General features: G+C 33.8%; 20 protein-coding genes and 1 pseudogene. All 21 read right to left on the bottom strand.

Annotated elements, in window-relative coordinates; translation table 11 throughout:
• Positions 1-577: 577 nt before the first annotated feature.
• The gene (gene lysS, locus ACXQH5_RS13135; protein ID WP_001288207.1) at positions 578-2,065 is read right to left on the bottom strand and encodes a lysine--tRNA ligase; all 1,488 of its coding nucleotides are present in this window, start codon (positions 2,063-2,065) and stop codon (positions 578-580) included.
• Positions 2,066-2,117: 52 nt separating this feature from the next.
• On the bottom strand, positions 2,118-2,210 hold the full coding sequence (locus ACXQH5_RS13130; RefSeq protein WP_001790128.1) for a hypothetical protein: 93 nt from the start codon (positions 2,208-2,210) through the stop codon (positions 2,118-2,120).
• Positions 2,211-2,602: 392 nt separating this feature from the next.
• Positions 2,603-3,079, bottom strand: coding sequence for a 2-amino-4-hydroxy-6-hydroxymethyldihydropteridine diphosphokinase (folK, locus tag ACXQH5_RS13125; protein ID WP_000613718.1), 477 nt, complete (start codon positions 3,077-3,079; stop codon positions 2,603-2,605).
• On the bottom strand, positions 3,076-3,441 hold the full coding sequence (folB, locus tag ACXQH5_RS13120) for a dihydroneopterin aldolase (RefSeq protein WP_001154302.1): 366 nt from the start codon (positions 3,439-3,441) through the stop codon (positions 3,076-3,078). The genes folK and folB overlap by 4 nt, the downstream gene beginning before the upstream one ends.
• Positions 3,419-4,222 carry a dihydropteroate synthase gene (gene folP, locus ACXQH5_RS13115; RefSeq protein WP_000167940.1) on the bottom strand — a complete coding sequence of 268 codons (804 nt, stop codon included), beginning with the start codon at positions 4,220-4,222 and terminating at the stop codon, positions 3,419-3,421. Before folP ends, folB begins: the two co-directional genes overlap by 23 nt.
• A 215-nt stretch (positions 4,223-4,437) precedes the next feature.
• Positions 4,438-5,370 carry a cysteine synthase A gene (gene cysK, locus ACXQH5_RS13110; protein ID WP_000057594.1) on the bottom strand — a complete coding sequence of 311 codons (933 nt, stop codon included), beginning with the start codon at positions 5,368-5,370 and terminating at the stop codon, positions 4,438-4,440.
• Positions 5,371-5,548: 178 nt separating this feature from the next.
• A complete protein-coding gene (gene hslO, locus ACXQH5_RS13105; protein WP_000148605.1) occupies positions 5,549-6,430 on the bottom strand; it encodes an Hsp33 family molecular chaperone HslO in 882 nt (293 codons plus the stop codon).
• A 242-nt stretch (positions 6,431-6,672) separates the two neighbouring features.
• The gene (ftsH, locus tag ACXQH5_RS13100; RefSeq protein ID WP_001167888.1) at positions 6,673-8,766 is read right to left on the bottom strand and encodes an ATP-dependent zinc metalloprotease FtsH; all 2,094 of its coding nucleotides are present in this window, start codon (positions 8,764-8,766) and stop codon (positions 6,673-6,675) included.
• A 257-nt stretch (positions 8,767-9,023) separates the two neighbouring features.
• The gene (gene hpt / locus ACXQH5_RS13095) at positions 9,024-9,563 is read right to left on the bottom strand and encodes a hypoxanthine phosphoribosyltransferase (protein ID WP_000551283.1); all 540 of its coding nucleotides are present in this window, start codon (positions 9,561-9,563) and stop codon (positions 9,024-9,026) included.
• 4 nt (positions 9,564-9,567) lie between these two features.
• A complete protein-coding gene (gene tilS / locus ACXQH5_RS13090) occupies positions 9,568-10,863 on the bottom strand; it encodes a tRNA lysidine(34) synthetase TilS (RefSeq protein WP_001176711.1) in 1,296 nt (431 codons plus the stop codon).
• Between the two features lie 179 nt (positions 10,864-11,042).
• Positions 11,043-11,444: a S1 domain-containing RNA-binding protein gene (locus tag ACXQH5_RS13085; protein WP_000021445.1), complete on the bottom strand. Its 402-nt coding sequence runs from the start codon at positions 11,442-11,444 to the stop codon at positions 11,043-11,045.
• A 104-nt stretch (positions 11,445-11,548) separates the two neighbouring features.
• Positions 11,549-11,941 carry a cell division protein DivIC gene (gene divIC / locus ACXQH5_RS13080; protein WP_000792417.1) on the bottom strand — a complete coding sequence of 131 codons (393 nt, stop codon included), beginning with the start codon at positions 11,939-11,941 and terminating at the stop codon, positions 11,549-11,551.
• 17 nt (positions 11,942-11,958) lie between these two features.
• Complete coding sequence (locus ACXQH5_RS13075; RefSeq protein ID WP_001234988.1) at positions 11,959-12,222, bottom strand: RNA-binding S4 domain-containing protein; 264 nt, start codon at positions 12,220-12,222, stop codon at positions 11,959-11,961.
• Complete coding sequence (locus ACXQH5_RS13070) at positions 12,219-13,412, bottom strand: MazG nucleotide pyrophosphohydrolase domain-containing protein (protein WP_000951445.1); 1,194 nt, start codon at positions 13,410-13,412, stop codon at positions 12,219-12,221. The genes ACXQH5_RS13075 and ACXQH5_RS13070 overlap by 4 nt, the downstream gene beginning before the upstream one ends.
• Entirely contained in the window at positions 13,412-14,938 is a 1,527-nt protein-coding gene (locus ACXQH5_RS13065; RefSeq protein WP_057504535.1) for a polysaccharide biosynthesis protein, read from the bottom strand. Before ACXQH5_RS13065 ends, ACXQH5_RS13070 begins: the two co-directional genes overlap by 1 nt.
• Positions 14,928-18,434 carry a transcription-repair coupling factor gene (gene mfd, locus ACXQH5_RS13060; protein WP_000154247.1) on the bottom strand — a complete coding sequence of 1,169 codons (3,507 nt, stop codon included), beginning with the start codon at positions 18,432-18,434 and terminating at the stop codon, positions 14,928-14,930. The genes ACXQH5_RS13065 and mfd overlap by 11 nt, the downstream gene beginning before the upstream one ends.
• A complete protein-coding gene (gene pth, locus ACXQH5_RS13055; RefSeq protein ID WP_000649787.1) occupies positions 18,434-19,006 on the bottom strand; it encodes an aminoacyl-tRNA hydrolase in 573 nt (190 codons plus the stop codon). The genes mfd and pth overlap by 1 nt, the downstream gene beginning before the upstream one ends.
• 310 nt (positions 19,007-19,316) lie before the next feature.
• Entirely contained in the window at positions 19,317-19,970 is a 654-nt protein-coding gene (locus ACXQH5_RS13050) for a 50S ribosomal protein L25/general stress protein Ctc (RefSeq protein WP_000157650.1), read from the bottom strand.
• Positions 19,971-20,119: 149 nt separating this feature from the next.
• On the bottom strand, positions 20,120-21,085 hold the full coding sequence (locus tag ACXQH5_RS13045) for a ribose-phosphate diphosphokinase (RefSeq protein ID WP_000933774.1): 966 nt from the start codon (positions 21,083-21,085) through the stop codon (positions 20,120-20,122).
• A 146-nt stretch (positions 21,086-21,231) separates the two neighbouring features.
• Positions 21,232-22,584, bottom strand: coding sequence for a bifunctional UDP-N-acetylglucosamine diphosphorylase/glucosamine-1-phosphate N-acetyltransferase GlmU (gene glmU, locus ACXQH5_RS13040; RefSeq protein WP_001252528.1), 1,353 nt, complete (start codon positions 22,582-22,584; stop codon positions 21,232-21,234).
• A 22-nt stretch (positions 22,585-22,606) separates the two neighbouring features.
• Positions 22,607-22,731: pseudogene (locus ACXQH5_RS13035) on the bottom strand (hypothetical protein).
• Between the last annotated feature and the right edge of the window lie 182 nt (positions 22,732-22,913).

The following is a 22,913-nucleotide window of genomic DNA, read 5'->3' as shown; positions in this document are numbered from 1 at the left end:
TCCTTGCTATAGTCACCAGACAAAATAACTTACTTATTTATGATACACGCTTAATTAATAAGGTGCAATAGTTAATTTTACACTTTGTTGTGAACTTTGTCACACCAGCTTTTAGTGTGTTTCGTCTGTTTTTGACGACTTTTATATATTACTTCATTCAATTGATAAAGTCAACACTTTTAATCAACTTTTTTATTCTTCAAAACTGACATTTCTCGTGCTCTCTAATTCACAACACTTTTAGTATTCTATCATACACATATGTACAAAACCATACACATTCTATACAATTTTAAAGTACTTTTATAGCTTATTAAGATAAATTATACTAATATAGCAATTTTTGTTATAAGATATCTCAATGTCTATCATTAACATTTCTCATCAGAACTACTCTATATACGTATCGTCATTTTCATCTATCAGCTAACTACCTTGTTTAACAGTCAAAAATAGCACCATTATCGTTAACTATTACTATCAAAAACATTCAAACACGAACTAATTACCATAATTAAGAAAACCCTCGCATACACATGTTGTATACACGAGAGCTCTTACTAACAATCAACGTCATTTATTTTTGTCTCATATAAGGGAATAATAATACGTCTCTGATTGATGGAGAGTCAGTTAATAACATAACTAATCTGTCAATACCGATACCAAGACCACCTGTCGGAGGCATACCATATTCTAACGCTTCAATGTAATCTTCATCCATTTCATGCGCTTCATCATTACCTTGCGCTTTTTCAACAAGTTGCGCTTCAAAACGACCTTTTTGATCAATAGGATCATTTAATTCAGTAAATGCATTTGCATGCTCTCTACCTACAATGAACAATTCGAAACGATCAGTAAATCTAGGATCTTCAGGATTTTTCTTCGCTAAAGGTGAAATTTCAGTCGGATGACCATAGATAAACGTTGGCTGAATAAGTGTTTCTTCAACTTTTTGCTCAAAGAATTCATTTAAAATATGACCATATTTCATTGTATCTTTAATTTCAATACCATGTTCTTTAGCTAAAGCTTTAGCTTCTTCATCACTTTTAACTTCATAAAAATCTACACCAGTAGCTTCTTTTACAGCATCAACAATATGCAAACGAGTCCATGCAGATTCTAAATCAATCGTTTCCCCATTATATTGTACTTTTGCAGAACCTAATACTTCATTGGCAATATGTCTCACCATAGATTCTGTTAAATCCATAATGTCATGATAATCTGCATATGCTTCATATAATTCAATCATTGTGAATTCAGGGTTATGTCTAGTTGATACACCTTCATTACGGAATACTCTACCAATTTCATATACTTTTTCAAGTCCACCGACAATTAAACGTTTCAAATGCAACTCAATAGCAATACGCATGTATAACGTTGCATCTAATGCATTATGATGTGTTACAAATGGTCTAGCAGCTGCGCCACCAGCAATTTGGTGCATCATAGGTGTTTCTACTTCCAAGAAACCTTTATTATTTAAATAATTACGCATTTCTTGAATGATTTTACTACGATTAATAAATGTACGAGTGCTATCTTCGTTCGTAATTAAATCTAAATATCTTTGACGATATCTCTGTTCAATATCCTGTAAACCGTGGAATTTATCCGGTAATGGTCGCAATGATTTAGTTAGTAGCGTGAATTTCTTCGCTTTAACCGATAATTCGCCAGTATTTGTTTTGAACATTACACCTTCAACACCAACGATATCGCCTAAATCAGCATTTTTCCATAAATCAAATTCGTTATCACCAACTTGATCTTTACGAACGTAAATTTGAATTTGTCCAGCTAAGTCCTGAACGTGTGCAAATCCTGCTTTACCTTTACCACGCTTAGTCATTAATCGTCCAGCTATAGCGACATGACTATCCGCTTCTTTTTCTACCAATTCTTCTTTAGAATACTGGTCCCACTCTTCTTTCAAATCACTAGATAAACCTGAACGGTCAAATTTAGAACCAAACGGGTCTATACCAAGATCATATAATTCTTGTAATTTTTGACGTCGAACCAACATTTGGTCATTCATTTCTTCTGACATAACTTTCTCTCCTTTAACTTGTTGTAATCCTTTAGTATTCCAACTGGTACACTCAAACATTTTCCTTTAAAGTTTTATAAAATATCAGACATTTTTGCTCAACATACATCTCTTTCGATGTTTCTAATACTTTATCATTAACCATTACACCTTAAAGTTATGATGTAGCATGTTTTCTTATATTCATAACATCAATTTTATCACTTTTTTAATTTTACAAGAGGTTGTAAATGTAATAAAGCTATTTCTGTTTTCGTTTATGAATTACTTATTCATTTAAAATACGATTATCATTAATACAACCCTGAGTAAATGTATAAAATTTTCTTCCACAAACTTCAACAAAAGCCCAAATAAATTACAGCAATTTATCAAATATTGTTTACTTTGATTTTATGAAATAACTTAATTCTAACACATACTAAATCATCATATACTAATTCGAAATCAAATGCATTTAGAGATAATCAAAATGCGGAAACATCTCCAATAATCAATCATCTATTCCCAATAAATATGAATGTTCTCAACAATACATTATTTATATCTCTTTACACTGTCATCGACAAAAACTAAATCTTTCACTTTCAATTTCGAACGTGGTTCTATGACATTTGCTGCTATATCATTTAATGGGATTAAAACAAATGCACGTTCATTCATTCTCGGATGTGGCACCGACAGTTTTGGTAAATCTATCATTTCTTCTCCATACAACAAGATATCCACATCTAAAGTTCTAGGACCCCATCGTTCCTTTCTAACACGGTGTAAACATTCTTCTGTCTTCAAACAACATTCCAACAGTTGTAATACTGTGAGTGTTGTTTGAATTTCAACACACAAATTTAAAAAGTTAGGTTGCTCAGTATACCCAACTGGTGCTGTTTCATAAATCGGAGAAATATTAGATACGTTAATACCATCATATTCATTCAAAATCTTTATAGCATCGTTTAACTGGCTTTCTCTATCACCAATATTACTACCTAATCCTAAGTATGCTTGAATCATTTATTCTCCCTCACTATTTCGATACCTACTCCATCATAATGACCCGGAATCGGTGGGTTTTCTTTAGTGATTCTCACTTTCGTTTCCATTACACGATTATATTGTGAATTTATACGATTTGCAATACGTTCAGCTAGATGCTCAAGTAAATTAACGGCCTTACCTTCCATAATTGATTTAACCTCTTCGAACACTTCACCATAATGAACTGTATCAATAACATTATCAGTACGACCAGCTTCAGCTAAGTCTACTTTCAAAGTTACATCCACTTTAAAAATTTGCCCTATTTCATTTTCAGCCGATAAAGCACCATGATATCCATAAAAGCGCATACCTTTAAGAAAGATTGTGTCTTGCATTTTCATTCTCCTTTAAAAAATCTATACCTTTAGCTAATTTAGCATTTAACGCAACATTATGTACGCGTACTGCTTTAACACCCTTCATAATACCATACGCTGTCGTTGCAGCAGTCACTTCATCCCTTTCAACCGGTGTTGTATCATAACCCATCATCTCTTTAGTGAAACGTTTCCGGCTTGTCGCTAATAAAACTGGATACCCTGTGGCCACAAGTTCATCCAGCCTTGCCATTACTTCAGCTTCCTCTTCTCTTGTCTTGGCAAAACCAATTCCCGGATCTAGCCAAATTTTATCTACTGAAACACCTGACATTTTAGCTTGATGGGCTTGTGCAAGTAAAGATGTCAACATTTCTTCAACAACTGGTTCCTCACGTTCGCCATTGCCATTATGCATTAAAACAATTTCCGCATCGTAGTTGGCTACAACTTGGAACATATGATGATCATACAGCCCCGCCCATTGATCATTAATAATATCAACACCTAGCTTTAAACAAGCTTCAGCAACCTCACTTCGAAATGTATCGACTGAAATTTTCACATCAAAACCGACAATAGCCTCAACAACAGGTAATACTCTGTTCAGCTCTTCTTCTAATGAAACCATTTCATGGCCGGGTCTCGTTGAAACACCTCCAACATCTATAATGTCAGCACCTTCATCCATCATCGCTTTCACTCTAGTTACTGCTGATTCAACATTATTAAATTTTCCACCATCTGAGAATGAATCAGGTGTGACGTTTAATATGCCCATAATTTTTGTTTTAGTCATGTTAACCATCCTTTAATCATGTATTGTTTAACTCTAATAAAATTTACTTCTGCGATTTACTAGTTATTAGTATGTACGTTTATTATCTTATCATTCACTGGATGTTTTTATCAGAAAAATGTTTAATTTAACGCTCATATTTTTAAAATTATACATGGTAGAAAAAAAGAGCAAGTTATCTCAAAAAGATAACTCACTCTTTTAAATGACATTAATTAGTCATCGAATGAATATAAAGGTGTTGATAAGTAGCGCTCACCATTACTTGGCAATACTGTTACTACTGTTTTACCTTTTCCTAATTCTTTTGCTTTTTGAATGGCAGCATAAATCGCAGCACCTGATGAAATACCTGCTAAAATACCTTCCTCTTTAGCAACTCGACGAGACATTTCCATCGCTGTATCATTTCCTACTTTAATAATACTGTCATAGATTTCTGTATTCAAAGTACCTGGAATAAATCCAGCACCTAAACCTTGTAATTTATGTGGACCTGGCTCACCACCGCTCAATACTGGAGAAGCCTCAGGCTCTATAGCAACAATTTCGATGTTAGGATATTCTTTTTTCAGAACTTTACCTACACCAGATAACGTACCACCAGTACCAACACCAGCTAGGAACGCATCGATAGTTTTCCCTTCAAATTGTTGTAATAACTCAGGACCTGTAGTTAACTCATGAACTTCAGGGTTCGCAGGGTTTTCAAATTGTTGTGGCTCGAAGTAACCATGTTCTTCTTTTAATTCTTTAGCTTTTTTAATTGCACCTTTCATCGCTTCTGATCCAGGCGTTAAAACTAATTCCGCACCGTATGCTTTTAATAAATTACGACGCTCTTGGCTCATTGTTTCGGGCATAGTAAATACTGCTTTATATCCTTTAGCAGCACATACAAATGCTAAACCGATACCTGTATTACCACTTGTTGGTTCTACAATTGTATCGCCAGGTTTAATTTTGCCTTCTCGCTCTGCTTTTTCAATCATTGCTAAAGCAATTCTATCTTTTACAGAACCACCTGGATTTTGATATTCCAATTTTACATAAACATCTGCTGCATTGTCATCTACTACATTTCTCAATTTGACTACCGGTGTACCGCCAATAATTTGAGTAATATTATCTACTGGTTTTTGTGCCATTAAGAACACTCCTTTTTAGTTAGTTGTTGAAATCTTAGTTTATTTATCGGATATAGAATTATTTTATCAAATAAATTCTAGAAAGCAAACAAAATCACTAAGGATTATACAACTATTTAGTTCTACATTTCACTAAACCGCTAAAAATAAACATTTTAGCGTATTGATTTAAATTAAATTACGCTAAACTTTCTAGCAACACGTTTAATTCTTCTTCAGTATATTTATATTTATTTCCACAGAAATGACATACTGCTTCAGCACCATGATCTTCTTTAATCATATTTTGAATCTCAGCCTCGCCCAATCCTTTAATAGCATTTAAAAATTTCTCATGACTACAATTACATTCAAATTGAACAGGCATTTTCTCTAAAATTTGCACATGGTCTTCACCTAAGATTTCGTTTAGTAATCCTTCTGGCGTTAATCCTTGTTCAATTAATTTAGAAACTGGTGTCATTTCACTAATTGCTTTTTCTAATTTTGAAATTGTTTCATCTTTGGCACCTGGCATAACTTGAATGATAAATCCTCCTGCTGCTTTAATCGTATTATCAGGATTTACCAATACACCAAGACCTACCGATGAAGGTGTTTGTTCACTTGTAGCATAATAATAAGTAAAATCTTCACCAAGTTCTCCTGAAACAATTGGACTTGCTCCAGAGAAATAGTCTTTCATTCCAACATCTTTAACAACCATAATAGATCCATTTGTCCCTACTGCTCGTCTTACATCAAGTTTACCTTGCTCATTTAATGGAAAATGAGTTTGTGGATGGTCTACATAAGCACGCACCTCGCCTTTAGCATTTGCATCGGCAATAATTCGTCCAATAGGTCCTTGGCCATCTACAGTGACAGTTAATTTTTGATCACCTTTCAACATTGCGCCCATCATAGCTGTTGCTGTCATTGTTCTTCCCATTGCAGCAGATGCTGTCGGCCATGTATAATGTCTCGTTTGTGCTTCTTGAACAGTTTCAGTTGTCAAAGCAGCATAAGCCCTAATCTCCCCATCAAATGCTAATGCTTTAACAATATAATCGTGTGTCATTATTTCAATCTCCTCTATTACTCTATATTTTAAAAATTACTTTACTTCATAAAATGCAACAATTGTACTTATTCTACACCCATCATTCTAAATAATGAAGCAACTTGTTTGATAGTTAATTCATCGTACAACGATTTTATCGCTTACTATAAAACTGATAAACAACTTTCTAATTATTTAAAATGCTAAAAAGTACCTCTTTCTATAACTTTATCATAGAAAGAGGTACTGAATATAATCGATTATTTATTGTCTGGGTGATTTGGATCGTAAGGTTTTTCGATATTTGGGGCTTGTCGATGTGCTGGTTCATCTTTTTCATCAGATTTATCAGCTTCTTTTTTATCCTCAGCAATATCTTTTTCTTCTTTACGATCTTCACTTTCGTCACGTTGTCCATCTTCTAATTGCTCTTTACGAATCTCTTCATAAGATTTACCGAATTTACCATCATTAAATTCAGAATCTTCATCTTTAACAACTTTAGCTGCATCATAATCAATTTCAGGTAATTTACCTTCGTAGAATAATGATTGAATTTGTTCAGCAACTAATGTTTCTTCTGTTAATAATGTTTCAGCAATTAAAATTAACTGTTCTTTGTGCTCTAATAAAATTTGTTTACAACGTTCGTATTGTTCTTTAACGATTCGTTGAACTTCTTTATCAATTTCATATGCGATTTGGCTTGAATAATTAGGCTCACCTTGCATATCTTTACCTAAGAATACTTGACCATTGCTATGACCGAACTGTAATGGTCCTAATTTTTTACTCATACCATATTGTGTAACCATTGAGCGTGCGATTTGTGTTGCACGTTCGAAGTCATTTGAAGCACCTGTTGATACTTCGTTAAAGTTAATATCTTCTGATACACGTCCACCAAGTAAACCACAGATTTTATCTAATAACTCTTGTTCAGTCATTAAGAAACGATCTTGTTTAGGTAGCATCATTGCATAACCACCTGCTTGTCCACGTGGAACAATAGTAACTTTATGCACTACTTCTGCCTCATCAAGTACCATACCGATAATTGTATGACCAGCTTCGTGATGAGCAACAATATTACGTTCTTTCTTAGAAATAACTCGAGATTTCTTAGCAGGTCCGGCTATAACTCTATCCGTTGCCTCTTCGATATCTCTCATGTCAATTTTCTTTTTACCTTCACGTACAGCAATTAAAGATGCTTCATTTAATAAGTTCTCTAAATCAGCACCTGAGAAACCAGGTGTACGTTGTGAAATTGCTTTTAAATCAACCGTTTCATCAAGTGGTTTATTTTTAGCATGAACATGAAGAATTGCTTCACGGCCTTTCACATCTGGACGACCAACTTGAATTTGTCTATCAAAACGACCTGGACGTAATAAGGCTGGGTCAAGGATATCAGGACGGTTTGTAGCAGCTATCATAATGATACCTTCATTTTCACCGAATCCATCCATTTCAACTAATAATTGGTTTAGGGTTTGTTCACGTTCATCATGACCGCCACCAACACCTGCACCACGTTGACGACCAACAGCATCAATCTCATCGATAAAGATGATACAAGGCGCGTTTTTCTTAGCATTATCGAATAAGTCACGAACACGGCTCGCACCAACACCAACAAACATCTCTACAAAGTCTGAACCACTAATAGAGAAGAATGGTGCGCCTGCTTCACCTGCAACCGCTCTAGCAAGTAATGTTTTACCAGTACCTGGAGGTCCAACAAGTAAGACACCTTTAGGAATCCTAGATCCCATTTCTTTGAATTTTTTATTATCTTTCAAGAAATCAACAATTTCAATTAATTCTTGTTTTTCTTCATCTGCCCCTGCTACATCAGAGAAACGAACACGACGTTTATTATTATCGTACATTTTTGCTTTAGATTTACCAAAGTTCATCATACGACCGCCACTACCGCCACCTTGTGCTTGGCTTAGGAAGAAAATAAATAATAACGCTATGACTACAACTGGAATTAATGTTGAAAGTATACTCACAAAGACACTTTGTTTTTCTTCTTCTTTAATCGTTAATTTTACACCGTTTTGCTTTTTAGCAGCATCAGTAATTTTTTGTAATTCTTTTTCGTTGTTATATAAAATAGTTGATGAATAGTCTTCATCATTTTTCGTTTTACCACTTACCATATAGACATTTTGTTGTGGTTGGATTTCTAAAGTTTTAAGGTCACCTTTTTCCAACTTCTCAGTAAATTGATTATATGTAAGCTGTTTCGGCATATTTCCATTACCGTTTAAATATGAAAATAGACCAAAAATAATAACGCCTATTATTACGATAACTAGCACATTGCGAAAAGCTTTCTGCATGCGTCATTTCCTCCTACTTCCCATAATAAAACTAACAAAAATTGTAACATATGACATGTTTTATAAGCTAGTAATTGAGCTTAACATCAATGTCATTCACACCCTGTGTTAGTTTTATCAATCTCTATATTTTTCAACTTTTTAAGACATATGTCTTGCCTAAAATTAAATATATATGAAATACATTTTTCATATTTTTGAGTCTACACTATTATTTCTCAAACGCATAGTAATAATAACTGAAATCGATTAAAAAATTAATTTGAATACACTTCGGGTTTTAACGTGCCGATATATGGTAAGTTTCGGTATAATTCACGATAATCTAAACCGTAACCAACAACAAATTCATCTGGTATTTTTTTACCTACATACTTAGCTTCAATGTCCGCTTTACGACGGTTTGGTTTATCTAATAAAGTAACTATTTCTAATGAATTAACTTTTCTAGATTGTAATAATTCAGTAATTGACTTAAGTGTAGTACCAGTCTCTAAGATATCTTCAATAATTAATACGTCTTTATTTTCAATAGAAGAACCTAAATCTTTAATGATTTGAACTTCACCAGTTGACTCAGTGCCTCCGTGATAACTAGAAACATCCATGAAATCAATTGATAAATGGGTATCAATTCGTTTAATTAAATCTGACATAAACATTGCTGAGCCTTTTAAGATACCCACGCATACTAATGGTTTACCTTGATAATCCTTTGTTAATTGTGCTCCCAATTCCTTACAGATATTTTGAATATCTTCTTCAGTTAACAATACTTCTTTCAAATCATTATGCATAACGCTATTCATCTCCATTTTTACTAATTAAAATCCATTGTTTTATTGTTTGTTGTTGATATAAATCTCCTACCGCAATAATGCGCTGTTGTTTATCCAATATGATTGGCATTTGATCCCGAACCCACTGTTGCACTTTACAATCTATAAACAGGCGATTCACTTTCTTATAACCATCGCGCCCATTTAGTTTAAATGCATCGCCACTTTGTCGTGTTCTCACTGTAAGCGGAAATAAACATTTTGGTAAATTAGAATGTATCTCTAATCGATATTTGTTAAAAATATAATTACCTGGCTTTTCAATAGTTTGAACTCTAAAATATGTATCGCCATTATTTTTAGCCATTATTATTAATTTACCATATGCGATTTGAATTATCCATTTATCCGTGAGATTAATACTGAATTGTGCTTTCTTACTACTAAATTGTTTAAACCACTCTTCGTATGTTTTAGCACTAATATTAAACAACTCATAATACTTTGATAATAGGCAATCCAACACAACCATCTTTAATGAGTTTGGCAAGTTATTAAAAGCTTGTCTAGAAACCTCTAAATATTTTGACTGTTCATCAAACTTCACAAATTCTTGAATAAATTGTTTAGCTGAATATTGCAAAATATCATATTGTTCATCATGCCATTGTTTTAATTTTAATAAATGCGATACTTTAAGTTGATTATTTTCATCAATAGCTGGAATAATTCTATTACGAATATCATTTCTAACATATTTGTTATCTTTATTAGATTCATCTTCAAAATATGGTATATGATATCTCTCTTGGAATTGTTTTATTTCTTTTTTAGAGACAGCTAGAAGTGGTCGATAAATCTGATAACCTTTTCGCTTCGATAACTCATCAAATCCTAGTTTATTACGCGTTGATTTCCCATTAAAAATGCGATACATAATAGTTTCTAATTGATCGTCCAAATGATGCGCCGTTAGCAATACATCCGCTTCTAATACATTCATCATTTCATCAAACCATTCGTAACGTTTAATTCGAGCTTCATTCTGAATGCTGTTATTTCGGTCGAGACTATGCGACAAATCCAACTTTTTGATATGTAAATCGATGTGATGACGTTCGCAGTATGCTTCTAAAAATCTGGCTTCCTCGATTGAAGCTGACCTGACGCCATGATTGACATGTAAACATGTTAGTTTTCTGTAACTATCTTTATAATCATTTAGTAGTTGATACAATAAACACATACTATCAATACCTGTAGAAACAGCGACAACAATATGGTCATCAACATGCCAACCATTACTATTTAACTGCATAACATCACCTCACTTTTACAATTTTCAAAAATGGTATAAGTCTTAGTTATATCATTACAAATAAAAGAGACTGCTCCTTATTTAAGAAACAGTCTTAGATTGTCTAACGCTGCAATCGATTATTCGATACGCATCATTCTAAATATATTCCTTATCGAAACAGTCTTTATTTATTTTAATTAACGTCTAGAACCTTTGCCACCGCGTCTAGATTCTGTTTGACGTTTGATTGAAGTTAATTTATCTTCACTATCTTTTAAGAAATTGCTTAATTTCTTTTCAAAATCTTCGGCTTTTTGCACTGGTTTTTGATGACTTGGTTTACTCGTATGTTGTCTACGTGGACGGTCTTTAGCTTTCTTAATTGAAAGACTAATTTTTCCATCATCAGCAATAGATAATACTTTTACGTCTACTTCATCACCAACAGAAAGGTGCTCTTCTACGTTTTCAACATAATTATCTGCGACTTCACTAATGTGAACTAAACCACTTTTTCCTTCAGGTAATTCTACGAATGCACCAAACTTTTTAATACCAGTGACTTTACCTTTAAGCTTATTTCCAACTTCGATTGACATATGTTAAATAAATCCTCCCGATTTGATTCGATTTTCCCTTATTATATCCTTGTTTGGATTTTTTCACAATGTCTATACTCGGATAATTTTGAATCAATTTGGATTTATTTTTTCGAAGATTTTGAGCTAGACGAATCTTTGTCTTCTGGCAACCTAAAAATCACTTCACCTTTGTTGCTTAAGTAATAATCATCACGCGCAATTTTTTCAATATAATCTTTGTCATTCAGATTATTCAACTTTTCTTTTAACGCAATTTCTTCATTTTGTTGCTTTTGAAACTGTGCTTCTTTCGCTTTTCGCTCCTGTGCATCAATATCATTGCGATGTTTTTGGACAACAAGCAAGATTGATAAAACAACAATTATCGCAAGTAATACGCCCGCAAATACTGTAATACGCCTACGAACAACACGCATTTTCATTTTTTGACGTTGTTTTTTCTTGTTCTCTTGCGACGTGTACTGATTTTCTATATGTTCTACTTTATTTTTCATTGCTTGTCACCTCCAATTTACGCTTCTTCAAGTCGACGCTCTTCAATGATTTCATACATGCCCTTCGCGTTATCTTTAGATGCATGTTCATTTAATGCAGTTACTTTAACTGTTACTAATTTTTGACCAAAGCGAATCGTCAGCACATCTTCAACTTTAACATCCGATCCAGCTTTAGCAACATTACCATTTATTGTAATTCTACCTTGATCACTTACTTCTTTTGCTAGCGTACGTCGCTTTATTAACCGTGATACTTTTAAATATTTATCTAATCTCATGTATTACTCTCCCCTTTTTCTAGCCACTGCTTTAACGCGGCCTCATCAAATGACTTATCCTTCGTCTTCTCATATAAATTTAAAAAATGCTCTGCAAATACTTTTTCAAATTTAACTCTTGGCTGTTTACCTTCAGCATCTTTCGCCTTAGACCAAATTTCTTTTAAGTCATCGATAGTTTCAGCATTGGCATCACCAAATATGTGTGGGTGTCTACGAATCATTTTAGCATTAAGACTTGTAATCACTTCTTTAATGTCGATATACCCTTCTTTTTTACCAATACTAGTATGCAATAACACTTGTAATAAAATATCTCCTAGTTCTTCAATCATATGCCAATCATCTTCATTGTCAATAGCTTCGAACAATTCAAATGTTTCTTCAAGTAAATAACGTTTAAGCGTTTCATGCGTTTGCACTTTATCCCATGGACAACCCTTATCTTCATCAACTAAAGTATCAATCACTTCCGTTGCAAAATCAAAGTCATGATACAAATATGTCGGTGTTGTGATTTTTGGTACGAATACACTCGTCAAATTATTGAATGCATTTTCATCATGATCCAATTCATATAATGGGCATGTCACAACGTTATCCGCACCATCGCTTCGTGCACCAGTGACAATTTGAACAGGGTAATCATCAGGATATCGTTCCATTAAAGTGATTTTCAAATTAGCAGCAACCATTGCACTATAAACTTGCGTAATCAATGTATGCGTTCTAACATTAAGTGTTACTTCTTGTAATGATGTCGCATCTAACAGTGTGAAGCCATCATTTGGATCTACATTAACTGCTTCAAAAACATCATCAATAAAGCTTTTCCCACCTAAAACTTTCACATCTATATCAGTATTGTCTTTTGCTAAAGCCAGTAATTTCACTGTAGTTGTCTCAGCAACTCTAGGATGACCCGGAACCGCATAGACAATATCTTTTTCATTAGCAGCTTCAACCAATTGCGCCACAATATCATTATAGACATCTTCAAATTGGTCATGTGCTTCATAAACATGGTCAAAACTCTGAAATGTTAATTCATCTTGCAATGATTCTATAACTGGATGATCTAACGTTCTTGCATAAACTTTATCTTGTGTCTTTAAAAATTTATATATCCCTAGCGGCAAATCATCAATGCCATAGTTTCCTAAGCCAACAATCGTAATGGTATGTGCCATCAACGTCTTCCTTTCTTAATTTGATACAACTTTGAACCAAATGGTAAATAAGTTAACTCTTTATATGTCAAAACATTAAATCTAAAAATATAGAAAAACAATGCAATGATACCTAATACTGCTACACATAATAATTCAATGAGTCCAGTGATTCTACCGTGTGTTGTCACTATGTTTAACACGCATTGAACAACAATTGACATAAATACCATACCTAAAACAACATTGATAAAAAATCGTCTCATCGCATGTAAGTGGTATTTTCTCGTGACAGCAATATGGATAATCGTACCGAATATAATTAATGATACAACAGTACTAATGCTCGCACCAATAATGCCACTTAACCGAATCAAAATGATATTAAGTATAAATTTAATAACCAATCCTGCCGTCATACCAACAAAAATAGGTCTCACAGCATGTTGAGCTTGTAATAATGCCATATCCATCATAATTAACGATACACAAATGACCGTAATCATATAAACGCTTAATGTTAAGGTTAAATCATTCGTCTTAAAAAATACACCGTTCATTAAAGGCAATAAATTAATTAATCCTATTCCCGCTGCTGTACTTATTAAAATCGTAATCTTTAATGACGCATTTGCATAACGATTCATAAGTACCTGATTATTCATTTTGATTGCGTCACTTAACAGAGGAATGAGCGCAAAACTAAATGTTGTAGTTACAATCAATCCCATCTGAATAAATGATGCACCACGGTCATAGACTCCTTTTTCAGTTATGGCAACATCGAATGGCACGCGTATCGCTTGAAGTGACTTAATAATAGTAACACTATCAATCACTTGCCATAAAATTACGATTAATTGACTGATAGCGAAAATCAAAACCGAAAGTGCGAACTGTTTCCAAACGATCTTTGCAGTGTTATTTACCATTTTAAACTTAAAAGATCGGTGCGCTACTAAATAAATTGAAGAACCTAAAAAACCTATCGTTGATGCTAAAATAGCAATTGTTCCCGCTTCATATATCGTCCAACCTCTATCTACAAAAATAACAATAGTAACAATGATAATACCTACTCGTATAACTTGTTCTATAACCTGGGAAATAGCCGGAACTGTCATATTATTTGCAGATTGATAATAACCTCTTAACACGCCAAGCATACCTATAAATATAAAGCTTAAACTTGCAGCTTGAATCATAGGTGTTAAATGGCTATCACCCATCATATATGCAATATTGTTCGCAAACACAAAAATAGCAATAAATAATAATATACCAACTAATTGTATATAAGCGACTGCTTTTGCATATGCTTCGTCACTATGATACTTCCCTATATTTTGTGTAATTGCACTAGGAATGGCATTCATCGATAATATCATTCCTAATGCTACAATTGGATACACTTGTTGATATGCATACAAACCTGTATCGCCTAATATATTTTGATATGGAATTCGATATACAGCACTCAGAATTTTAATGACAATTAATGCAGCAGTTAACACGACAACGCCATTAAATGCTTCTTTATGTTTCATCACTGATTCTCATACTTTCTTCAATGCACTTAACTAAGAACTTCAAACTATCAAGCCATTGATTTTGTTTTGTTAAAGTAATTGTCATTGCATTATTTTGAACACCAACCTTCATTGTTCTACCTAAAGGTTGTGTTGCTTTGAAAAGCACTTCGCCATCAATATTTTCAGTGGCTTTTACAGATAAATGAATATCAATTATTTTCCCTTTATCTTTAATCAACGTGATACCTGAATGTAATGCGTGTACTTTTATTTCCACTATATCAAGCAAACGTGCTACTTCAACAGGATAATCATTGAAACGATCAATTAATTCATCTTTAATGTCGATAATTTGATCAAATGTTTCAGTTTTTCGTAGCTTTTTATAGATTTCAATTTTAGCTTGTTCATTTGCAATATATTCTGTTGGCAAATATGCATCCAAGTTTAAATCAACTTCGACTTCTGGCACCTCAGATTCTTGTTCCTTAATACCACGTTTTTCATTTACAGCTTCTTCTAACATTTGACTGTACAAATCAAATCCAACTGTATCAATAAAGCCGTGCTGTTGTTTACCTAACAAATTACCAGCACCACGAATGTTCAAATCACGCATCGCAATCTTAAATCCTGAGCCTAACTCCGTAAATTCTTTAATCGCTTGTAATCGATCTTCTGCAGTCTCAGTTAGTACCTTATTTGCTGGATGTAAGAAGTATGCATAACCAATACGACTTGAACGACCAACACGACCTCTTAATTGATACAACTGACTCAATCCAAAGCGATCTGCATCTTCAATGATCAAAGTATTTGCATTTGGGACATCGACACCTGTTTCAATAATCGTCGTCGTTACTAAAATATCATATTCATTATTGATAAAACTTAACATCGTTTCTTCTAAATCTCGCTCTGTCATTTGTCCATGAGCAACTGCAATATTAGCATCTGGCATTAACATCTGGAGTTGTTCTCGTTTTTCATAAATGGATTGCACTTTATTATAAAGATAAAATACTTGGCCATCACGAGATAGTTCTCTTTCTAAAGCTTCTTTGATAAAACTCATGTTCTGTTCTAATACATATGTTTGAACTGGGAAACGATTTTCTGGCGGCGTTTCAATCACTGACAAATCGCGCACACCTAGCATACTCATATGCAATGTTCTAGGTATTGGGGTTGCAGTCAAAGTTAGTACATCTACATTATGTTTTAATGTTTTAATACGCTCTTTATGGCGTACACCAAATCGTTGTTCTTCATCTACAATCAACAGCCCTAAATCTTTATACTGTATATCTTTACTAAGTAATTTGTGTGTACCAACAACTATGTCAACAAACCCAGTTTTAAGCCCTTCCTTAGTTTGTTTTATCTCTTTAGGCGTTCTAAAACGACTCATTAATTGAATTTCAACAGGAAAATCCTGCATACGCTCAATTAACGTCTCATAATGTTGCTGAGCTAAAATAGTTGTAGGAACTAAAAATGCAACCTGCTTGCCTTCCATTACAGCTTTGAATGCTGCTCTCACTGCAACTTCGGTTTTACCATAACCAACATCACCACATAGCAAGCGATCCATTGGACGCGATTTTTGCATGTCATCTTTAATTTCATCGATAGATTTCGCTTGGTCAGGCGTAAGTTCATATGGAAAATCTAATTCAAATGTTGTTTGCTCAGCTGTGTCTTCCCCATATTGATAACCTTCTGCCATTTCTCTTTCTTTATATAAATCAATCAACTCTTCAGCAATATCTTCAACACTTTGTTGAACTTTAGCTTTTGTTTTTTTCCATTCACTGCCACCGAGTTTATTTAATTTTGGCGTCTTATCTTCCGAAGCTACATATTTTTGAACTTGATCCATTTGATCTACTGGAACAAATAGTTGATCCGTACCTTTATATTGCAATTTAATATAATCACGATGTGTTTGCCCTACTTCGAGCGTCTCAACACCTAAATATCTACCAACACCATGATGCACATGAACAATATAATCTCCCACATTTAAATCTTGGTAAGACTTAATTTTTTCAGCATTTGAGATAGCTTTCGTACGTTTTCGTTGCTTTTTCTGTTTTGATTTAAAAAGCTCACGTTCAGTAATGACAACTAATCCCATATCAGGTAGTTCAAATCCTTCAGATAAACTGCCTTCAATAATCACTGCTTGCCCCGATGACATTGAGCGATGCAATTTTGTTATTGATGGAATATGCATTTCACTTAACATCGCTTGCATACGTTCAACTTTAGTTTCGGTTTCGACCAAAACCACGATATGATAATTTTGGTTAACAAATCGTTGAAATTCAGAACGCATAATGTCATATTGCCCATAAAATTGTTGGACAGGTTTACATGAAAATTTAATAATATGATTTAGTTTTATCGGCATTGTTGTAGCGAATAATGAAAAATAAGTGACTGGATAGCCTTCAATCAATGTTTCAAAATCATCATATTTTATAAAACTTTGTCCTATAAATCCATTACCACTTTCAATAATATTGCTAATAAACGAATCAGACTCTACTGTTAAACTTTCTTCAGTTTCTTTAATACGATTAAATTCATCAACCGCAATGATTGCATCTTTTTGGAAATAATCAATAATTGTCGAAGGTGTTTCATACATAAACGCTACTAAACGACGTAGTATTTGATGATCAAAGTATGTACTTTCGAATAATTTAAAGCTTTCATACGTTTCTTTCAGATCATTGCGCACTGATTTATCTATTTTGGGTCTTGTATTTTCATATGCAGTTTTTAACTCTTCTTTAAGATGTCTAATCACTTCTTCAGTAATGATATAATCACTTGCAGTTGTTATATCGACTTCTTCAATATTATCTTTGGATCGCTGCGTTTCAACATCAAAATCCCGAATAGAATCAATTTCGGTATCAAATAGCTCAATTCTGATTGGTTCCCCAATTAGCGGAAAGATGTCGATAATACCTCCTCGCAATGAGAATTCACCAATATGCGATACCACGGATTCCCGCTTGTACCCCATATTAACTAATTTGTTAAGAAATTGGTCCACATCGATATCCTCACCAACACGCAATGTCATTTGGTGATTTTGCCACATTTCAACAGGAGTTAACCACTTTTTCAAACCATTTAAAGGAACGATAAATAACCCTTTCTTACCTTGAGCTAACGCAGTTAAAGTTCTAATACGTTCACTCATCAGTTGAGGGCTTTGTGTTGAAAACTCTTCGGTCATAATATCTTGCACAGGATACTTATACAATTCTTCAGCATCTACAAATTGAAGTAAATCTGTTTCTAATTTATCTGCTTGGTATAAATTATTGGTAATTAATAATAACTGTTGATTACTTTGTGCATATTTTTCAGCAATCATCGTCACTTTAGCTGACGGGGAAAGACCAGTTACTAGTGTGTTTGCTTGTCCAAATACCTGATTAAGGTCTTGAAAAAGATTATCTTCTTTTATAAGCGTTGTCAATATTGTCATTATTTCACTTCACCATTAAATTCATTCATAACATGGTCAAATCGTGATGTTTCAACAAACTTTTCAATTGCGCGTGCTGCGTGTTCGATAACTTTTTCCATCGTTACCATTTCATCATTTGAAAAGCGTTGTAAAACATAATCAGGTACCGTCATACCATTCGTTGGTCTTCCCACACCAATACGAATACGTTTAAATTGGTCTGTACCAAGCATTTTAATAATTGATTTCATACCATTGTGACCGCCCGCACTTCCTTTTTGTCTTAAGCGAACTTGTCCTTGTTCTAAATCTAAATCATCATATAAGACAATTAAATCTTCTGGATTAACATCGTAATAATCCATAATCGGTGCAACTGCTTCACCTGACAAATTCATCATTGTCATTGGTTCGATAAATAACACTTTATCTCCGTTCATTCGTTCAATTGTATATGCACCTTTAAACTTTTGTTTATCTAATGAAAAATTATTTTTCTCTAAAATATAATCAACGACTTCAAAGCCGATATTATGTCTTGTAAGTTCAAAACGTTTACCTATATTACCTAGACCTACAATACATTTCATGCGTGTTTACCTCCAACATAATTATTTCATTTATTATTATAATGACAACATCTATTTTCCGCTATTGCCATCAATTATCATTATTCTTTAGCTTAGTAAGTATGTATTTTAAAATCAAGTACATTAAAATTTTTATGATGTATCATTGTTGAGTTTAATGTCTTTTACTCACTAAAATTAATTTAACTTTAGTACAAAGCAATAAAGTTTAATTAAGCTTTATAATAACACAAAAAGCACCATGCTTATATTAAAATAAGCACAGTGCTTGTTTAACAAAGTATAAAAACTTTATGGTAATCAGTTAAACTTACTCTTCAGTTTTTTCTTCGTCTTCTTTGCTTTCGCCAACAACTTCTGGTTCTTCAGTTTGTTGTTCGCCTTCCATAGCTTCGATTTCTTCTTCAGTTGGTTCTTCAGTTGGAGCAACTACTGTTACTACTGATTCAGCTGAATCGTTTTCGATTTTGAAGTCGCCAGTTACTTTAACATCAGCAACAGTTAAGCTGTCGTTAATGTTTAATTCAGTAATGTCTACTTCGATTGCTTCTGGAATATTGTCTGGAGTAGCAGTTACTTCTAAGTTGAATAATGGTTGTTCAACTACGCCGCCTTCTTTAGCGCCTACTGCTTCACCAACTAATTGAACTGGTACTTCAACAGTACGTTCTTCACTCATATTGATTGCTAAGAAGTCAATGTGAGTAATTTGGTTTTTAAGTGGATCGAATTGGTAGTCTGCAACCATAACTTTGATAGTTTTAGAACCAACGCCTAATTCGATAACACCGTTACGACCTACTTCACGGATAACTTTGATGAATTCTACTTCATCAACTTTAACTGACACGTTTTTAGTACCGTAACCGTATACTACTGCTGGTACTTTACCAGATTTTCTTAATTGTTTAAGATCTGAACGTGTTTGTTTACCTTGACGGATGATTGACTTTAATGAAGCCATTCTCATTTCCACCTTTCATTTTTGCTCAAAACGAGCACCTCACTTACCCATCAACATAATCGTTGCTTGCAAGTGTTTATTTATTCGTATAATCACGAACGAAACTATTATACACGTTTGGAATATGTTCGTCAAACACCTTTTAAATATTAGTCAAATAATACGCTAACTGATTCTCTTTCGTATACACGAATGATAGCTTGTGCGATTAAACCAGCAACAGATAATTCTTTAGTGTTAGATGGTTTGCGATCTTCATCTAAATGAATTGAGTTTGTTACGATTAATTCTTTTATAGCAGAATTTTCGATACGTTCTTTAGCCGGTCCTGATAAAACAGGGTGTGTACAACAAGCATATACTTCTTTAGCACCTTTATCTTTTAATGCTTGTGCAGCTAAAGTGATTGTACCTGCTGTATCAATAATATCGTCAATAATAATTGCCGTACGTCCTTCAATCTCACCAACAATGTTCATCACTTCAGCAACATTTGGTCTAGGGCGACGTTTATCTATAATTGCAATTGGAGTTTTTAAAATGTCAGCTAATTTACGTGCACGTGTAACACCGCCATGGTCTGGTGAAACAACGACACATTCTTCTGGGTTAATATTCGGATCATCTTTGAAATGTTTAGCAAGAATTGGCACACCCATTAAGTGGTCAATTGGAATATCAAAGAATCCTTGAATTTGTGGTGCATGTAAGTCTAACGCAATCATACGAGTTGCGCCAGCTGTTTCGATTAAGTTTGCAACTAATTTAGCAGTGATTGGCTCACGGCTACGGGCTTTTCTATCTTGTCTTGCATATCCATAATATGGCACTACAATATTGATTGTTGCTGCAGAAGCACGTTTACAAGCATCAATCATAATTAATAATTCCATTAAATGTAGATTTACAGGATATGATGTTGGTTGAATAATAAATACGTCACAACCACGAATACTCTCTTCGATATTAATTTGAATTTCTCCATCACTAAAACGTTTAACTGAACATTTACCTAGTTCAATTCCTACTTGGTCAGCAACTTCTTGCGCTAATGCTTCGTTTCCTTTCAATGAAAAAATCTTTAATGACGAATTCTTATATTCATTATTTAACATTTATAGTCCTCCAATTATTTACTTACGCAATTACTATTATATATAAAATGTAACTCCATTACTATGCGAATCATTAAATCATAAAGATTACATTAATATTACATAGGATTATCCTTTTATCCTAGCCATTTTAAATACGTAAATGATTATTTCCTATATCCTTCTTTTGTTGTTTGTCTTGCTCTTGCCACAGCTAAACTGTCATTTGGTACGTCATCTGTGATTGTGGAACCAGCTGCCACCAATACATCATCACCAATTGTTACAGGTGCTACTAAATTAACATTGCAACCTACAAATGAATCTTTGCCGACGATAGTTTTAAATTTATTTTCACCATCATAGTTAACTGTAATCGTTCCGCAACCAATATTAGTACGTTCGCCAATTACAGCATCGCCAATATAACTTAAATGTGAAACCTTGGCACCATCTTTAAGATCTGCTTTTTTAATTTCTACAAAATTTCCAACCTTAACATCTGAACCTAATTGCGCGCCTGGTCTCAATTGCGCAAACGGTCCGACCTTAGTATTCGCTCCTACGCTAGCATCATTAACAACAGACTGTTGAATACATGCACCATTTTCAATCGTACTATTGTTAATTTCAGAGTACTGACCAATAACAACATCTTCACCAATTTTTGTACGACCGTTAATTCGTACGCCTGGTTCAATGACTGTATCACTACCAATTGTAACGTCTGAACCAATAAAAGTGCTGTCAGGATCGATGATTGTCACACCATTTAACATGTGATAATGATTCGTACGACGTTGCATCGCCTTCTCAGCCTGACTAAGCATTACACGATCATTTACACCCATGATTTCTTCAACATCATTGGTACGATAGACTTCTACGATGCCGCCATCATTTAAAATTAACGACAATACATCAGGGAGGTAATATTCACCTTGCGCATTATCATTTTTCACTTGTGTTAATTTTTCAAACAACGTTTTATTATTAAACGCAAAAATACCTGAACTAATTTCATTAATATCCTTTTCAGCTTGCGTTGCATCTTTCTCTTCAACTATGCGTTCTAAACGACCTGACGCATTTCGAACGATTCTTCCGTATCCATATGGTTGTTGAATCGATGCAGATAATACAGTTGCTTGAGCATTAGCATCCTCGTGATGCGCAATCAATGTTTCTAATGTTTCCTTTGTGATGAGCGGTGTATCACCACATACAACGATCGTCGTACCTTCCTTGTCTTCTAAGTGTGATTTCGCCATTTGCACTGCATGCGCAGTACCGAGTTGTTCCTCTTGAAAACTGTATAAAGAACGCTCGCCTAAATGTCCTTTTACACTTTCAGCACCATGTCCTACGATGGTTACAACTTGATCGACACCAGAGCCTTTCACACTTTCCAATACATGTTCGACCATAGGTTTCCCAGCAACCTCGTGTAGCACTTTATACTTTTTAGATTTCATTCTTGTGCCTTTACCTGCTGCCAAAATTATCGCGTGTCTTCGCATGAACATTAACCCCCATTAAATTTTACACTTCGTCATTATTATAATTTAATCTGCAATACTCTTTCAACATATAAAAGGCATTGTTTTTAATTCGTTGTAATTTTAAAAACAACTTTTTCTTACTTCAAAAATACGAGCATCATTCAAACGTAATTTTTATCAGCAATAAATCAATAATCTTCATATCATCATAATCTGTTAACGTATATATTTATTAGCCTTTCATTTCATAAAAAAACATTAATACAAACTAATCAAAACCACCCGTGTGAACGGGTGGTTTGTTCTGCGGCTATAAGCCTTCCTTACTGGCCAGCCCTAAAAGGGCA

Source organism: Staphylococcus sp. SA22 (genome assembly GCF_054165785.1).
The sequence above is the reverse complement of the archived record's forward strand: the minus strand, read 5'-3'. Positions and strand labels throughout refer to the sequence as shown.

What these genes read in the sequence shown, in the direction of transcription:
- lysS (WP_001288207.1), bottom strand. Translation starts at nt 2,065, where the DNA reads ATGTCAGAAGAAATGAATGACCAAATGTTGGTTCGACGTCAAAAATTA.
- ACXQH5_RS13130 (WP_001790128.1), bottom strand. Translation starts at nt 2,210, where the DNA reads ATGGTTAATGATAAAGTATTAGAAACATCGAAAGAGATGTATGTTGAG.
- folK (WP_000613718.1), bottom strand. Translation starts at nt 3,079, where the DNA reads ATGATTCAAGCATACTTAGGATTAGGTAGTAATATTGGTGATAGAGAA.
- folB (WP_001154302.1), bottom strand. Translation starts at nt 3,441, where the DNA reads ATGCAAGACACAATCTTTCTTAAAGGTATGCGCTTTTATGGATATCAT.
- folP (WP_000167940.1), bottom strand. Translation starts at nt 4,222, where the DNA reads ATGACTAAAACAAAAATTATGGGCATATTAAACGTCACACCTGATTCA.
- cysK (WP_000057594.1), bottom strand. Translation starts at nt 5,370, where the DNA reads ATGGCACAAAAACCAGTAGATAATATTACTCAAATTATTGGCGGTACA.
- hslO (WP_000148605.1), bottom strand. Translation starts at nt 6,430, where the DNA reads ATGACACACGATTATATTGTTAAAGCATTAGCATTTGATGGGGAGATT.
- ftsH (WP_001167888.1), bottom strand. Translation starts at nt 8,766, where the DNA reads ATGCAGAAAGCTTTTCGCAATGTGCTAGTTATCGTAATAATAGGCGTT.
- hpt (WP_000551283.1), bottom strand. Translation starts at nt 9,563, where the DNA reads ATGCATAATGATTTGAAAGAAGTATTGTTAACTGAAGAAGATATTCAA.
- tilS (WP_001176711.1), bottom strand. Translation starts at nt 10,863, where the DNA reads ATGCAGTTAAATAGTAATGGTTGGCATGTTGATGACCATATTGTTGTC.
- ACXQH5_RS13085 (WP_000021445.1), bottom strand. Translation starts at nt 11,444, where the DNA reads ATGTCAATCGAAGTTGGAAATAAGCTTAAAGGTAAAGTCACTGGTATT.
- divIC (WP_000792417.1), bottom strand. Translation starts at nt 11,941, where the DNA reads ATGAAAAATAAAGTAGAACATATAGAAAATCAGTACACGTCGCAAGAG.
- ACXQH5_RS13075 (WP_001234988.1), bottom strand. Translation starts at nt 12,222, where the DNA reads ATGAGATTAGATAAATATTTAAAAGTATCACGGTTAATAAAGCGACGT.
- ACXQH5_RS13070 (WP_000951445.1), bottom strand. Translation starts at nt 13,412, where the DNA reads ATGGCACATACCATTACGATTGTTGGCTTAGGAAACTATGGCATTGAT.
- ACXQH5_RS13065 (WP_057504535.1), bottom strand. Translation starts at nt 14,938, where the DNA reads ATGAAACATAAAGAAGCATTTAATGGCGTTGTCGTGTTAACTGCTGCA.
- mfd (WP_000154247.1), bottom strand. Translation starts at nt 18,434, where the DNA reads ATGACAATATTGACAACGCTTATAAAAGAAGATAATCTTTTTCAAGAC.
- pth (WP_000649787.1), bottom strand. Translation starts at nt 19,006, where the DNA reads ATGAAATGTATTGTAGGTCTAGGTAATATAGGTAAACGTTTTGAACTT.
- ACXQH5_RS13050 (WP_000157650.1), bottom strand. Translation starts at nt 19,970, where the DNA reads ATGGCTTCATTAAAGTCAATCATCCGTCAAGGTAAACAAACACGTTCA.
- ACXQH5_RS13045 (WP_000933774.1), bottom strand. Translation starts at nt 21,085, where the DNA reads ATGTTAAATAATGAATATAAGAATTCGTCATTAAAGATTTTTTCATTG.
- glmU (WP_001252528.1), bottom strand. Translation starts at nt 22,584, where the DNA reads ATGCGAAGACACGCGATAATTTTGGCAGCAGGTAAAGGCACAAGAATG.